This window comes from Tepidiforma sp., assembly GCF_034432735.1.
Taxonomy (GTDB): Bacteria; Chloroflexota; Dehalococcoidia; order Tepidiformales; family Tepidiformaceae; genus Tepidiforma.
This window is the reverse complement of the sequence record NZ_DAOUBJ010000009.1, coordinates 1-13,946: the sequence shown is the minus strand read 5'-3', so window position 1 is coordinate 13,946 and position 13,946 is coordinate 1. Positions and strand designations below refer to the sequence as shown.

At 70.5% G+C, this 13,946-nt stretch carries 14 protein-coding genes; 11 read left to right on the top strand and 3 right to left on the bottom strand.

The window, feature by feature from the left end; all coding sequences use genetic code 11:
- The 4 genes from VAE53_RS00655 to VAE53_RS00640 all read left to right on the top strand — a co-directional run.
- On the top strand, positions 1 to 747 hold a 747-nt coding region (locus tag VAE53_RS00655), incomplete at its 5' end, for an ABC transporter ATP-binding protein (protein WP_322817423.1).
- Positions 748 to 757: 10 nt separating this feature from the next.
- Positions 758 to 1,525, top strand: coding sequence for an enoyl-CoA hydratase-related protein (locus VAE53_RS00650; RefSeq protein ID WP_322817422.1), 768 nt, complete (start codon positions 758 to 760; stop codon positions 1,523 to 1,525).
- 2 nt (positions 1,526 to 1,527) lie between these two features.
- Positions 1,528 to 2,733, top strand: a complete 1,206-nt coding sequence (locus VAE53_RS00645; RefSeq protein ID WP_322817421.1) for a CaiB/BaiF CoA-transferase family protein — start codon at positions 1,528 to 1,530, stop codon at positions 2,731 to 2,733.
- A gap of 93 nt (positions 2,734 to 2,826) precedes the next feature.
- The gene (locus tag VAE53_RS00640) at positions 2,827 to 3,606 is read left to right on the top strand and encodes a methyltransferase domain-containing protein (RefSeq protein ID WP_322817420.1); all 780 of its coding nucleotides are present in this window, start codon (positions 2,827 to 2,829) and stop codon (positions 3,604 to 3,606) included.
- 17 nt (positions 3,607 to 3,623) lie between these two features.
- On the opposite strand, the gene VAE53_RS00635 is transcribed toward VAE53_RS00640, so the two are convergent.
- Complete coding sequence (locus VAE53_RS00635) at positions 3,624 to 4,232, bottom strand: zf-TFIIB domain-containing protein (RefSeq protein WP_322817419.1); 609 nt, start codon at positions 4,230 to 4,232, stop codon at positions 3,624 to 3,626.
- Positions 4,233 to 4,305: 73 nt separating this feature from the next.
- Between VAE53_RS00635 and VAE53_RS00630 the strand changes: the two genes are divergently transcribed.
- The 5 genes from VAE53_RS00630 (at position 4,306) to VAE53_RS00610 (ending at position 9,802) form a co-directional block, all read left to right on the top strand.
- Positions 4,306 to 4,758, top strand: coding sequence for a Fur family transcriptional regulator (locus tag VAE53_RS00630; protein ID WP_322817418.1), 453 nt, complete (start codon positions 4,306 to 4,308; stop codon positions 4,756 to 4,758).
- Positions 4,742 to 6,193 (top strand): FAD-linked oxidase C-terminal domain-containing protein, encoded by a 1,452-nt coding sequence (locus VAE53_RS00625; RefSeq protein WP_322817417.1) that lies wholly within the window; start codon positions 4,742 to 4,744, stop codon positions 6,191 to 6,193. The genes VAE53_RS00630 and VAE53_RS00625 overlap by 17 nt, the downstream gene beginning before the upstream one ends.
- Positions 6,186 to 7,352 (top strand): FAD-binding protein, encoded by a 1,167-nt coding sequence (locus tag VAE53_RS00620; protein ID WP_322817416.1) that lies wholly within the window; start codon positions 6,186 to 6,188, stop codon positions 7,350 to 7,352. The genes VAE53_RS00625 and VAE53_RS00620 overlap by 8 nt, the downstream gene beginning before the upstream one ends.
- The gene (locus tag VAE53_RS00615) at positions 7,342 to 8,646 is read left to right on the top strand and encodes a heterodisulfide reductase-related iron-sulfur binding cluster (protein ID WP_322817415.1); all 1,305 of its coding nucleotides are present in this window, start codon (positions 7,342 to 7,344) and stop codon (positions 8,644 to 8,646) included. Before VAE53_RS00620 ends, VAE53_RS00615 begins: the two co-directional genes overlap by 11 nt.
- A 121-nt stretch (positions 8,647 to 8,767) precedes the next feature.
- Complete coding sequence (locus VAE53_RS00610; protein ID WP_322817414.1) at positions 8,768 to 9,802, top strand: GGDEF domain-containing protein; 1,035 nt, start codon at positions 8,768 to 8,770, stop codon at positions 9,800 to 9,802.
- Positions 9,803 to 9,808: 6 nt separating this feature from the next.
- Here VAE53_RS00610 and VAE53_RS00605 read toward each other — a convergent pair whose 3' ends face one another.
- Positions 9,809 to 10,912 (bottom strand): DUF1786 family protein, encoded by a 1,104-nt coding sequence (locus VAE53_RS00605; RefSeq protein WP_322817413.1) that lies wholly within the window; start codon positions 10,910 to 10,912, stop codon positions 9,809 to 9,811.
- A 61-nt stretch (positions 10,913 to 10,973) separates the two neighbouring features.
- On the opposite strand from VAE53_RS00605, the gene VAE53_RS00600 reads away from it, so the two are divergent.
- Positions 10,974 to 12,311: a phosphodiester glycosidase family protein gene (locus VAE53_RS00600; RefSeq protein WP_322817412.1), complete on the top strand. Its 1,338-nt coding sequence runs from the start codon at positions 10,974 to 10,976 to the stop codon at positions 12,309 to 12,311.
- Here VAE53_RS00600 and VAE53_RS00595 read toward each other — a convergent pair.
- Positions 12,308 to 13,354, bottom strand: a complete 1,047-nt coding sequence (locus VAE53_RS00595) for a matrixin family metalloprotease (protein ID WP_322817411.1) — start codon at positions 13,352 to 13,354, stop codon at positions 12,308 to 12,310. The two genes, VAE53_RS00600 and VAE53_RS00595, sit on opposite strands and share 4 nt — an antisense overlap.
- A 323-nt stretch (positions 13,355 to 13,677) precedes the next feature.
- Between VAE53_RS00595 and VAE53_RS00590 the strand changes: the two genes are divergently transcribed.
- A partial coding sequence (locus VAE53_RS00590; RefSeq protein ID WP_322817410.1) for a hypothetical protein occupies positions 13,678 to 13,946 on the top strand: 269 nt, incomplete at its 3' end.

Genomic DNA, 13,946 nt, shown 5'->3' with positions numbered 1-13,946 from the left:
GTGCGGGCCATCGACGGTGTGGACCTGGAGGTGGCGGAAGGCGAATTCGTGGCGCTGGTGGGCCCCAGCGGCTGCGGCAAGAGCACGCTTTTGCGTGTGCTCGCCGGGCTGCTGGTGCCCACGGCGGGCAGGGCGGAGGTGGGTGGTGCTTCGGCGGTGGGGAATCCGGGGCTTGTGGCCTTCATGCCCCAGAAAGATTTGCTGCTGCCCTGGCGTCGGGCACTGGGAAACGCGGCGTTGGGGCTGGAGGTGCGTGGTGTGCCGCGTCGGGAGGCACGGGCAAGGGCCCGAGCGCTCTTCGGGGTGTTCGGGCTGGAGGGGTTCGAGCAGGCGTGGCCGGCGCAGATGAGCGGTGGAATGCGGCAACGATTGGCCCTGCTGCGAACGTTCCTGGTGCCGGCGCCGGTGCTGCTCCTGGACGAACCGTTCGGCGCGCTCGATGCGATTACGCGTCGGGGGATGCACGCCTGGCTGCAGGGCGTGCTGGCGATCGAGCCGCGGACGGTGTTGCTGGTGACGCACGATGTGGACGAGGCGCTGGTGCTGGCCGATCGGGTGTTGGTGATGTCGCCGCGGCCGGGGCGGATCGTGGCGGAGGTCGGGGCGCCGTTTCCGCGGCCACGCCTGCCGGGGATCGTGACCGAGCCGGATTTCACGGCGGCGAAGGCGGAGGTGCTCCGAGCGCTCGGCGATGGGGATGCAACGGTGGTCGAGGCGGGGGAGGAACGGACGGCCCGGGGAGGGTAGGATCGGCGACATGCCGATCCGCACGGAACGTCGCCAACGGACGTTGTTGATCACGCTCGACCGGCCGGAGGCGATGAACAGCATCGACCCGGAGATGTTCCGCCAGCTCGGCGAGGCGTGGGACGAGTTCGAACGGGACGATGATTTGTTGGTGGCGGTGGTGACCGGCGCGGGGGACAAGGCGTTCTGCGCCGGGCGCGACCTCGTGAAGAGCGCGGAGGACGAGGCGAACGATTGGAGCCAGCAGCGCGGCGGGGGCCGACTCACGCCGGACGGCATCTGGAAGCCGGTGATCGCGGCGGTGAACGGGCACTGTCTCGCGGCGGGGCTCGCGCTGGCGCTGGGGTGCGATGTGCGGGTGGCGAGCCCGAACGCGACTTTCGGGACGATGGCGGCGAAGCGGGGGATTGTGGCGGGAGGGGGGCAGACGCAGCGGCTGGCTCGCTACATTCCGTTCGGCATCGCGATGGAGATGCTGCTGTTCGGGGAGCGGATCGGTGCGGAGGATGCGCTGCGCTACGGGCTGGTGAACCGGGTGGTGCCGCAGGGCGAGCTGCTGGAGTTTGCGATGGGCTGGGCGGCGAAGCTTTGTGAGAATGCGCCGCTCGCGCTGAGGGCGATGAAACGGGCGGCGTACGAGGGTGGGTGGGAGCTCCCGATGCGCGAGGGGTTGCGCCTGGAGGCGAGGCTCTACGGGGAGATCATGAGGACGCGGGATGCGGCAGAGGGCGGGCGGGCGTTCGCGGAGAAGCGGCCGCCACGGTTCGAGGGGAGGTAGCGATGCGGGGGCCGCTGGAGGGGATTCGGGTGCTGGATTTTACGTGGGCGCTCGCGGGCCCGTTCGCGACGATGCAGCTGGCCGACCTGGGTGCGGAGGTGGTGAAGGTGGAGCACCCGGGCACACACGAGAAGGAACGGGGGTTCGGGCCGTATTACCAGGGCATTTCGACGTTCTTCTTCAGTCCGAACCGTGGCAAGAAGGGCATCGCGATCGACCTGAAGGCGGAGGAGGGGCGGATGTTGGTGCGGAAGCTGGCCGCTGCGGCCGATGTGCTGGTGGAGAACTTTCGGCCCGGGACGATGGACCGGCTGGGGCTGGGCTACGGGGTGCTTCGCGAGGTGAACCCGCGGCTCGTCTATGCGGCGTTGAGCGGTTTCGGGCAGACGGGGCCCTACTCCAGCCTGCCGGCGGTGGATGCCGTGGCCCAGGCGATGGGTGGGACGATGAGTCTGAACGGGGAGCGGGGCGGGCCGCCGCTTCGGGTGGGGGTGAGCATCGGCGATATGGTAGGCGGGCTCTATTTGGCGCTGGGGATCCTGGCGGCGTTGCGGGCGCGCGACGTGACGGGGGAGGGGCAGCTGCTGGATGTGTCGCTGATGGAGGCGCAGATGGCGCTTTGCGAGAACGCGATCGTGCGCCACTCGGCGTTCGGGGAGCATCCGACGCGGCAGGGGAGCCGGCACCCGCTGGTGGCGCCTTTCCAGCCGTTCGCGACGGCGGATGGCTGGATCGTGATCGCGAACGTGAAGGACTGGGAGCTGTTCTGCGCGGTGATCGGGCGGGACGACCTCGCCGTGGACGAGCGATTCCGGACGAACCGCGGCCGGCTGGAGCATGTCGATGTGCTCGAAGCGGAGCTGACGCGAACGTTGCGCGAACGGACGACAGACGAGTGGTTCGCGGTGCTGGAGGCGGCGAATGTATGCTCGGTCGGCAAGGTGAATTCGATCGCGGACTTGTTCGACGATCCGCACGTTGCTGCGCGCGGGATGCTGGTGGATATTCCGCTGCCGTATGGGCTGCCCGGGAGTCTGAAGTTGCCGAATTCGCCGATCCGCCTTTCGAAGACGCCGCCGGTGGTTGGGCGGCCGATGCCGGAGCACGGCGGCGATACGGCGGAGGTGTTGCAGCGGTGGGCGGGCGTGCCGTCGGAGGAGGTGGCGGAGCTCGCGGCACGCGGGGTCATCAAGGTGGCGGAGCGATGACCTCAGGCCAAGGCCTGGCGGTCGCTCGCCTCGAACGGGAACGGCCGCCGGTGGCGGGGACGAGGTACGCGAGATCGGGAGGAGGGATGGAGCATGGGTGCTGACTGGGATCCGAAGCAATACGAGCGGTTTCGCGACGAGCGGTCGCAGCCGTTCTTCGACCTGTTGGCGCTGGTGGAGCCGGTGCGGGGAGGACGGGTGGTGGACCTTGGCTGCGGGACGGGGGAGCTGACGCGGGTGCTGCACGAACGAGTCGGCGCTGCGGAGACGCTGGGGATCGACAGTTCTCCTGCGATGCTGGCGCGGGCGCGGGAACTGGCGAGCGATGGCCTGCGGTTCGCGCTGGAGGACATTGCGGCGTTCGAACCTGGGGTGAGGTTCGATGTGGTGTTTTCGAATGCGGCGCTGCAGTGGCTGCCGGATCACGAGCGGCTCGTGCCGCGGCTGGCGAGGCTGACTGCGCCGGGCGGGCAGTTCGCCTTTCAGGTGCCGGCGAACGCCGACCACCCGTCGCACGTGGTGGCGCATGCGGTGGCACGGGAGGAGCCGTTCGCATCGGCGCTGGGTGGGTACACGCGGGAGTGGCCGGTGTTGCCACCGGAGCGGTACGCGGAGCTGCTCGATGGGCTCGGTTTCGAGCGGATCCACGTTCGGCTGCAGGTGTACGTGCACCGTCTTCGCTCGACCGCAGAGGTGGTGGAATGGGTGCGGGGGACGCTGCTGACGGATTACGAGCGGCGGCTCGGGCCGGAGAGGTATGCGGCCTATCTGGAGCGGTATCGGGAGCGGCTGGTACGGGAGCTGGGGGAGCGGGAGCCGTACCTGTACACGTTCAAGCGGGTGCTGGTGCGCGGGGTGGCGCCGGGCGGTTAGGGGTGGCGGCGGCAGACTCAGAGGCGCGGGAGGCGAAACCAGGCGGCGATCGCGGTGAGTGCGAGGTCGAAGAGGGCTGGCCCGAGCTGGTCGGAAAGGTTCGGTGATTCGTCGTGCCCTTCGGGCGGGGGAGTGGGGTGGGCTCGGTAGACGGCATGCAGTTCGCCTGGTTCGAACCAAGTGGCACGGCAAGGGTGACAGCGGTCGAGCCAGACGGGCCCGGCCGGGAGGCGCTCCATGGGCAACGAGCAGGCGGGGCAGGGGTGGCGGGGGCCGGCTGGCTCGGTGGCTTCGGTGGGCGGGAGAGGGGAGGCGGCGGCCGCAGGCGGGAGGTCGCGGGGGTCGAGTCCCGCCGCTACGAGGGCATCGGGGAGCCAAGCGCCGCCGCACCGATGGCAGGCCCAGGCGGGGCTGGGAAGGGTGCTTTCGGGGCGGCGGTACGGGACGAGGGCAGGGCGTTCGTTGCAGGTGGGGCAGCGCGGCCCGCCGGTAGCGCGGTTGGCGTCGGTGTGGCGAGCGGCGAGGGCTGCGGCGATGGCCTCGCTATCGCGCTCCCACTGTCCGCTGCGGGCGCGGGCGCGAGCTTCGGCGAGCCATCTGGCGTCGAGGTCGTCGAGGCGTGCCATGGGTAGAGTATCGGCAGTCGGCAGGCCCGGGGGCAGGTATGCGCCGACGAGGGTGCGGACGTAGACTGCGGGCGTGAGCTGTGAGAACGACATTGCGGAGAGGCTCCGGCGGGCGGGATTTCGGCTGACGCCGCAGCGGCTTTTGATCGTGCGGGCGTTGCGGCATGGGGGCCGGCACATGAGCGCTGGGGAGATTGCCGAGGAGGTGCACAAGGTGCACCCCTATGTGGACCTGAGCACGGTCTACCGGACGTTGGATGTGCTGAAGCGGACTCGGCTGGTGACTTCGACGGACATGGGGTCGGGCGATGTGCTTTTCGAGTGGGCGGCGGAGGAGCCGCATCATCACCTGATCTGCTCGGTCTGCGGGCATGTGGTGGAGATCGGGCCGGAGTACTTCAGGCCGTTGGAGGAGCGGCTGCGCACGGAGCTCGGATTCGAGCCCGACATGCACCATTTTGCGGTGTTCGGGTTGTGCCGGGAATGCCGCGATTCGGCGGGGGACGAGGATGGCGACGAGGCGTGAGCTGCTCGCCGCGCTCCGGGCGGCGGTAGGGGAAGCGGCGGTCGTCTGGCGGCCGGAGGAGCTGGCGACGTACGAATTCGATGGCACGGTGGAGCGTTCGGTCCCGCACGCGGTGGTGCTTCCCGCGACGGCTGGCGAGGTGCAGGCGGTGGTGCGGGCTTGTGCTGGGCTGGGTGTTCCGATCACGCCGCGCGGTGCGGGGACGGGGCTGAGCGGGGGGGCGGTGGCGGCGAAGCGGGGGGTGGTGGTTTCGACGGCGCGGATGCGGCGGATTCTGGAGATCGACCCGGTGGACCGGGTGGCGGTGGTGGAGCCGGGGGTGGCGAACCTGGAGCTTTCGCGGCAGGCGGCGCGGTACGGGCTCTTCTACCCGCCGGATCCGAGTTCGCAGGCGGCCTGTACGATCGGGGGGAATGTGGCGGAGAACGCGGGCGGGCCGCACTGCCTGGCGCTTGGGGTGACGCAGAACTTCGTCTTGGGGCTCGAGGTGGTGACGGCAGCGGGGGAGGTACGATGGCTGGGCGGTCGCTCCCCGGACCCGTTCGGGTACGACTTGCGGGGGGCGTTCATCGGGAGCGAAGGGACGCTCGGGATCGCGACGAAGGTGGTGGTGCGGTTGTTGCCGGTGCCACCGGCGGTGGTGACGCTGCTGGCGGCGTTTCCGACGGTGGAGCAGGCCTGCGATGCGGTTTCGAGCATCATCGCCCGAGGGATCGTCCCGGCTGCGATGGAGATGATGGACCGGCTGTGCATCGAGGCGGTGGAGGCGCGCTTCGCGGTTGGCTACCCAATGGACGCGGGGGCTGTGCTGCTGGTGGAGGTGGATGGGCTCGCGGAGGAGGTGGAGGGGGAAGCGGGGAAGGTGCGGGCCGAGTGCCTGGAACGGGGTGCGACGGTGGTGCGGGTAGCCGCGAGCGACGAGGAACGGGCGTTGCTCTGGAAAGGGCGAAAGGGTGCGATCCCGGCGCTGGGGCGGCTCGCACCGAACTATTACATCGTGGATGGGGTGGTGCCGCGTTCGCGGTTGGCGTCGGTGATGGAGCGGGTTGGGGCGATTTCGGCGCGCTCGGGCCTGCGGATTGCGAATGTGTTCCACGCCGGCGACGGGAACCTGCACCCGCTGATTCTGTTCGACGAGCGCGAGCCTGGGGCGGCGGAGCGGGTGCTGGCGACGGCGGCGGAGATTATGCGGGTGTGCGTGGAGGAGGGGGGAACGCTGAGCGGTGAGCACGGGATTGGCGCCGAGAAGCGGGAGTTCATGCCGTGGCTGTTCGGGGCGGCGGACTTGGAGAACATGGGGCGGCTGCGGGGGGTGTTCGGGGCGGATGCGGCGCGCTTCAATCCGTGCAAGGTGTTTCCGGGCGGCACGGGGTGCGGGGAGATGGGCTCGCATGCGTCGGCGGTGCGGGCAGCGGGGCCGGATGCCTATGTCTGAGCTGCCGCGCATCGCGGGGGCGGCTGCGGTGGGGGTGGAGCGGCCGGCGAGTCTGGCCGAGCTGCAGGCGTTGGCGCGCGCTGCGCGGGAGACGCTGGTGCCGGTGGGTGGGGGGACGTTGCTGGATGTGGGATATCCGCCGGCCGGGCCGTTTCGGGTGGTGGAGCTGCGCGATGCGCTCGGCGGGGAGGTGGAACATCAGCCGGACGACCTGACGGCGGTGGTTCCTGCGGGCCTGGCGATCGAGGCGGTGAACGCGGTGCTGCGGGAGCGAGGGCAGGAGCTGAAACTCGACCCGCCGCTGCCTGGGCGTGCGACGGTGGGCGGGACGTTGGCAGCGGCGATGGCGGGTCCGCAACGGTCGCGGTATGGGGCACCCCGCGACCAGGTGCTAGGGGTGACGGTGCTGCGGGGCGATGGCGAGCTGGTTCGCGCTGGCGGACGGGTGGTGAAGAACGTAGCCGGGTACGATCTTTCGCGGCTGTGGTGTGGGTCGTACGGGACGTTGGGGGTGATCGTTTCGGTGGCGCTCCGGACTTGGCCTATCCGGGAGACGGTCGAGGCGGAATGGGAGGTGGGCGATTTGGAGACGGGGTTGGAGCTGGCGGCGCGGGTGACGGCGGCGGGATGCTGGCCGGAGGTTTGCGATGTGGTGGACGAAGGGGGAGAGGTGACGTTGGTGATGCGCATGGCGCCCGCCGCTCTGGCGACGGTGCGAGCCGTGCTGGGGGGGCGACCGCAGCGGGTCTGGCCCCCGGGGCGACTCGCGCTGCTGCGGGACGGAGGGTTTCGCGAGGGGGAGGTGTTTTCGGTGCGGGTTTCGGCGCCGTGGTCGCTGCTGGCGCCGGCGGCGGCGGCGCTGCGGGTCGCCCGGCCGGGGTTGCTGGTGGTGCGGCCGCTGGCGGGGATGGTGCGGGCGGTGGCGGCACGGCGCGAGGCCGCTTCGGCGCGGGAGTGGAAGGGGGCGGTGGAGGCGGCGCGGGCGCTCGTACGGGCCGTCGGCGGGAGTGTCGTGGTGGAGCGGATGCCCGAGCACTTTCGGAGGGACCTGGACCCGTGGGGCGATGCGCCGGAGGGGTTGGACGTGATGCGGGCGGCGAAGACGGCGTTCGATCCGGCGGGGCGGTGGAACCGGGGGAGGTTCGTCGGTGGGATTTGAGCGAGGCAAGGGAGGCGCGTGGCCGAATCCGGCGGAGGCGCCGGCGCCGGCGGACCTTGCGCGCTGCGTGCATTGCGGGCTCTGCCTGACGGCGTGCCCGACCTACTTGGTGACGGGGCTCGAGGCGGAATCGCCCCGGGGACGCATCCAGTTGGCGCGTCTGATCGAGGAGGGGCGTGCGGAGCTCACGCCGACGGTGCAGGCGCATTGGCAGAGCTGCTTGCAGTGCCGCGCGTGCGAGGCGGTGTGCCCGAGCGGGGTACCGTATGGGAGGATTCAGGAGCACGCGCGGGCGCAGATCCAGGTGCGGCCGGCGGTGGGGAGGTTGGGGCTGCGGGTGCGGCGGCTGGTGCTGCGGCAGGTAGTGGGCCGACCGAGGCTCCTGGCGGTGGCGGCGGCCCCGGTGCGCTGGTTCGCGCAGTGGCGGCTGCGGGGGTTGGTGGAGCGCGTGTTGCCGTGGCGGCTGCGGACCATGGCGCGGCAGCTCCCGGCGAACCAGGGGCGGCCGTTCCGGTTCGAGGGCAGGGAGACGGAGCCGAGCGGGCCGCCGGTGCAGCTTTTCGTTGGGTGCGTGATGCGCGAGCTGTTCGGTGAGGTGCATCGGGCGACGGTGCGGGTGCTGGAAGGGGCCGGTGCGAGGGTCGAGTTCGCGCGGGGGCAGCGGTGTTGTGGCGCGCTTCACGCACACGAGGGCGACCTGGAATGGGCGCGGCGGCTGGCGAAGGAGAACATCGCTGTTTTCGAGGGTTCGGAGGGGCCGATCGTGGTGAATTCGGCGGGTTGCGGTGCGGCGATGAAGGAGTATGGGCAGCTGCTGGCGGGCGTGCCGGGGTGGGCGGAGCGGGCGGAGGCGTTCTCGGCGCGGGTGCGCGACCTCTCGGAGTGGCTGGCGGGACAGCCACGGTTGCCGAGGGGCGCCTTCCGGGGGCGGGTGGTGTATCAGGATGCGTGCCACTTGGCGCATGTCCAGGGGATCCGCCGGGAACCGCGCGCGCTGCTGGAGCTGGCTGGGTGCGACCTGATGGAGACGGAGGGGGCGGATGTGTGCTGCGGGGCGGCAGGGTTGTACGGGGTGGTGCAGCCGCGGATGTCGGCGGAGCTGCGCCGGCGGAAGGCGGTGGCGTTTGCGGCGACGAGCCCGGATGCGATCGTGACTGCGAACCCGGGGTGTCATTTGCAGTACCTGGGGGCGGTGCGGGAGGCGGGCCTGCGGGTGGAGGTGCTGCACCTGGCCGAGGTGCTCGACCGGGCGTGGCGTGATTCGACGGGCGGTGGGGTGCGAGCCGAGGGGTGATCATCGGCCGAGGGGGGAAGGGCTTGAGCGTTCGTTCCGCGCTCGTCACCGAGCCGAAACTGACGCGTGGCGGGGGCAGGGTCGATTTTCGGGGTAGAAGGTGAGTTAGGGAGAGCGTCAGATGGGCACGACCGACCCGACGCTCCCGGAGGTACCCGCTTCGGAGCGGGCGCGGCAGGATTTGCACGTGATGGCGCTCCAGGGCGCTCTTGCGGGTTTTTTCGTTGCCGGAGAACTTCTGGGCTGGTTTGGGGATCATTCGGGGGCGAGCCGCGCGGCGGTGGCGTGGGTGGCGGTGTATCACTTGGCGCGGGTGGGGTATGTGGTGCGTTGGCGAGCTGCGCTGCGGCCGGTGCGGTGGGTCGAGGCGTCGATACCGTTTCTCGATATTTCGTGTGTGACAGCGGCGTGGGTGGTGCTGAACGAGCCGGCCTCGCCGTTTTGGGCGGTCTATCTGTATGCGCTGGTCGCTTATGCGCGCCGGATGCAGGGCGGCGAGTATGCGCGGACGGCGGTGTTCATCCTGGCGAACATCGTGGTTGCGGAGGGCGTGGTGCTGTGGCGACGGGGCGAGTCGCCGGTGAACATCGATGTGGTGACGATGGTGGTGATCGGGGCGACGATGGCTTCGCTGGCGCACAAGGTGGGGGCGGATTGGCGGGAGGCGCAGCGTCAGGCGCGGGCGCTGGCGGAAACGGACGCGCTGACGGGGCTCCCGAACCGGAGGCACTTTTTGGCCCAGTTGGAGGGGCGCGAGGGGGAGCAGTTCGGGTACGCGATTCTGATGATGGACATCGACGACTTCAAACGACTGAACGACGAGCACGGGCACCTGCACGGCGACGCGGTGCTGGAGCGCGTGGCGCGGGTCTTGCGGGCGAACGTGCGCGAAGGGGACCTGTTGGCGCGCTACGGTGGGGAGGAGTTCGTGGTGGCGATGCCGGGCGCGAATTTGGAGGAGGCGCTCCGGGCGGCGGAGCGGTTGCGACGCGCGGTGGAGCGGGATACGCCGTCATCGATTTCGGTGGGGTGTGCGGTGCGCTTGCCGGGCGAGCAGCTGGATGATGTGCTCCGGCGCGCGGACCATATGTTGTTGCTCGCGAAGCGGAGCGGGAAGAACGTGGTGCGGTGGGAGGTTCAAAAGCGGAGCGCCTGAGGTGGGTCAGGCGGCGAGGGTTCCGAGTCGGGCTTCGATGTCGTGGCGGGCCCACGGGTAGACTTCGGCGAAGGCCCGGAGGAGCCCGAAGCAGCCGGCGATCATCATGTCGCCGAAGGGGGCAACGAAGACGGGCTGGAGGGTGGAGCGGGCGAGGCGGCCTCGCTGGGGACCGGTGACGGCAACGACGGGCGGGAGTGCGGGGGAGACGATGCTGCGGTCGAGGTGGAGGGCGCCGTGGCCTTTGCTGGAGAACACTTCGTCGTTGGTGAGGGTGCCGTCGGCGAGGCGCTGGGCGAAGGTTTCGATCTGGGCATCGCCGACTTCGCCGGTGTGGTGTTCGAAGAGCGAGGCGATGGTGCGGCCGCGGAGGTGGAAGCCGAGCAGGTGCATGTTGCCGAGGTTGAGGACGAGTGATTCGGGTGCGCGACCGAGGCGTTCGTCGTGAAGGGCGCCGAGGGCGGCGGCCGGGCCGGTGTCCATGAAGGCGGTGGGGGCTTCGGGCGTGGCGGCGGCGACGGTGGCGCGGGCGCGGGTGAGGTAGGGCGGGAGGTCGGCTGGGGCGGTGGCGAAGGCGAGGAGGTCGTTGCGGGTTTGGACAACGCGGGCGAGGTGTTGGAAGCGGAAGATGCGGTCGGAGGTGCCGGGTGGTGCTTCGCCGTGGTCGAGGCAGCCGACGGCGATGCCATCGAAGGCGGTGGGCACTTCGAAGGCGGCGAGGGCGGCGCGGATGGCATCGAGGTCGAGGTCGCGGAGGGTGACGGTTTCGGCATCGAGGCGGACGGCTTCGTCGTCGCTGACGATGGTGATGCCGAGTTCGCGGACTCTTTCGAGGTCGTCGTCGAAGGTGCGGGCGGCGTCGGGTGTGGCGAAGGCGGGCAAGCCTGCGCGAAGGTGGTCTTCGATGGCCCAGGCGCAGGGGCCCCCTCCGGCGATGGTGCCGGTGAGGATGACGGGGCGGCGGGAGGCGGTGGCGCGGCGGATGCGGGCGGCGGCGATGGCGGTGGGGGAGGGAAGGACGAGTTTGGGGGAGTTTTCTACCGGGCCGCTGCTGTCGAAGAGGAGGATGTCTTGCGTGCCGGTTCCGATATCGACGGCGAGAATACGCATGGTCATAGTGTAGACCGGGCAGGGAACCTTTCGGGTGCCTCATCCGTTGTGGAGTTTGGCGATGGAAGCAGGGAGCAGGCTTTCGGGGGTGTTGGCGAGCCTTCCCTGGCGGCGTCGGGGGAGCCCGGGCGGGCAGGCGGCCGACGGGGAGGAGGAAGGTATCGAGGGGAGCCGGGCGGCGCCGGCGCGGCCCCGGCGGTTGGGCTGGCGGCGGGTGGTGGGGCTCGTGCTGCTTCTGGGCGTTCTGGTGGCTGGTGTGGCGTATGTCGAGAAGGACCGGATCGCGCCGGAGGTGGCTGACGCGTTGCGGGCGACGATCGGGGATGAGCGAACGGCGCGGGTGGAGGGCTGGTTTTTCGCGTTCGAGGACGCGGTGCAGAAGGTGAAGTTTCGCCTGTTCGGGGGCGAGGAGAACCCGTTCGAGACGGAGGAGGTGCGCGTCTCGTTCGTGGCCCGGCCGGCGGCGCGGACGGTGGTGGTGTGGGCAGGGAAGCGGGGGGTCGATGCGATGCCCAACCCGGATGCCTTTCTCCCGGCGCCGATGACGTTCCCTGCGACGCGGCAGCTACGGTCCAATCCGGAGCCGGGCGAGGGGAGCTGGTCGACGGTGGGGCTGCCACGGACCTCGCCGGCCGATCCGCTGATGGCGAAGACGTTCTTCCGGCCGGATCCGTCGCGGCCGTACGCGCTGGTGGGGGTGTTGTTGGTGGATGCGCGGCGGGTGCGGCTGCGGATGGTGGCGGGGACGGTGGACCCGGGCGGGAGCCGGGGGGTGAAGGGGCCGGGGACGATCCCGGCGAGCGATGTGCCGCATCTGGTGGCGGCATGGAACGGGGGGTTCAAGGGCGATCACGGGAACTTCGGGATGGTGGTGGAGGGGACGGAGTATCAGCGGCTGCGGAACGGGCTGGCGACGGTTTGTACGCGGAGGGATGGGTCGTTCGTGATGGGTGAGTACGGGCGGGACCTGGTGTGGGACCCGCAGACGATGACGGCCTGCCGCCAGAACGCGGTGTTGCTTGTGGATCGCGGGGAGGTGAGCAAGCGGACGGCGGAAGGGAACGATACGTGGGGCTATGTGCAGGTGAATTCGTCGGAGTTCATTACGTGGCGCTCGGCGATCGGGGTGACGAAGGACGGGAATTTGCTGGTGGCGGCGGGGAATTCGTTGAGCGCGGAGACGTTGGCGAGGGCGCTGTGGGCGGCGGGTGCGGAGTACGCGATGCAGCTCGACATCAACAGTCCGTACGTTCTGACGGCGTTGTTTTTTCCGCAGCCGGACGGTTCGGTGAAGGGGGAGCGGTTCATGGCGGCGATGCCGGATTCGCCGGGGCGATTTTTGCGGACGCAGGAGCGGGATTTCATGTACCTCGTGGTCGACGAATCGCGGTACCGCTAGGGGGCGGGGATTTCGGCGGTGCAGCTGGTGGTAGCGAAGGTCCAGGCGGGCGATGTGGGGGGGAAGGTGTGGAGGGTGACGAGGGCTGGGGGCAGGGCGCGGGCCCAGCGTGCCCAGCGGTGGCCATCGAAGGTGTAGGCGGCTTGGAGGCAGGGGAGGGCGGCGGCGATTTCTTCGCTGGGGAGGGCTGGGAGCACGAGGAGGGACCAGCCAGGCTGGAGGGTGAGGCGGCGGGGCCCGGCGGTCGGGCTGGGGGGCTGGGCAGGGTAGAGGGCGCGGATGCCGGCACGATCATCGGCGGCGAGTGTGCGGGCGATGCCGGTGTACTGGAAGTACATGACGGCGGCGATCTCTTCGGGGGTGCAGGGGCCCCACGGTGCGGGGCAGGAGTGTTCTAGGCCGGCCATGTGGCCGAGTTCGTGGAGGATGATGGTGCGCCAGTCGAGGACGGTTTCGAGGCCGAGCTCGGCGAGGGCGTTGGGGTTGCTGTTGAGGAGCATGTCGACTTCGTGGACGGTTTCCTTGCTGGTGAGGCCGAGGACGCAGCCTCTCTCGCAAGGGAGGTAGGCCCAGGAGACGACGTTTTCGCCGTCGGGGCCGGCTTGGAGGATGGAGGCGCTGCGTTCGGTGATGCCTGCGTAGGTGAAGGCGAAGCGTGAGCCTTCGACGGAGGACCAGGCCTGGAGGCCGGCGATCAGGGCCTGGGGGCCGGCGACGGGTGGCGCTCCGGTTGGGTTGTAGGCGACGGGGACGGGGAGCTCGTGGTCGTTCCAGGCCCAGCTCCAGGGGCGCCAGGCGGCGGTGGCGGTGGGTGTGCGAGGCTCGACGGGGAGGGCGCGGAGGGCTGCGCGGACGGCGCTTTCGGCTTCTTCGGGGGAGCGTGCGGCGACGAGGAACTGGAGGAGGGCGGGAGGGCCGGCGGGGCGTTGGATTTCGAGTTCGAGGGCGAGCGGTGGGAGCGCGGCCTGGGAGGGGTGCGGCGCGCTCCACGGGAGGGCCCCGGTGAGGGCGAGGAGGGCGAGGAGGGGGGCGAACCGGCTCACCGGGGGCTTCCGTTGGGTGGGCTCACGGTTCGAGGGCGATGGTGGCCGGGCCGCTCGCGAGGAACCAATAGACGCCACCGCGCTTCAGGAGGGTGAGGGTGTTGAGGTAGCCGGGGGCACCGGCGATGTAGCGTTTCCACTGGCCTGTCCACGGATCGTATTCGTAGACGGCGCGGATGGTGGGCGCTCCGGCGAGGGCGAGGGTTGGCGGGAGGTCGTTCCCGGGCCAGGCGAGGAGGTTGGCGCCGGGGAGGATGGGGAGGGACGGCGGGGGAACGGGGGTGGCGGATGGGGGTGGCGTGGCTGTCCGGGTGGGCGTTGCCGTGGGAGTGGGTGTCGAGGTGCGGGTCGGGGTGGGGGTGGCGGTGGGGAAGGATGGGGGGGTGGGCGTCGGGGTGGCGGTGGGTGGGAGGGTGGGGGTTGGCGGCGAGCCTGGCTGGGTAGGCGTGGGGGTTGGCGAGGGGCTGGGCGATGGCGAAGGGCTAGGCGACGGCGAAGGGGTGGGGGAAGGCGAGGGGCTGGAGGTGACGGTGGGGGTGCTCGTCGGGGTTGGGGTGCTCGTCGCGGTGGGGGTCGGGGTAGGGGTGGGGGA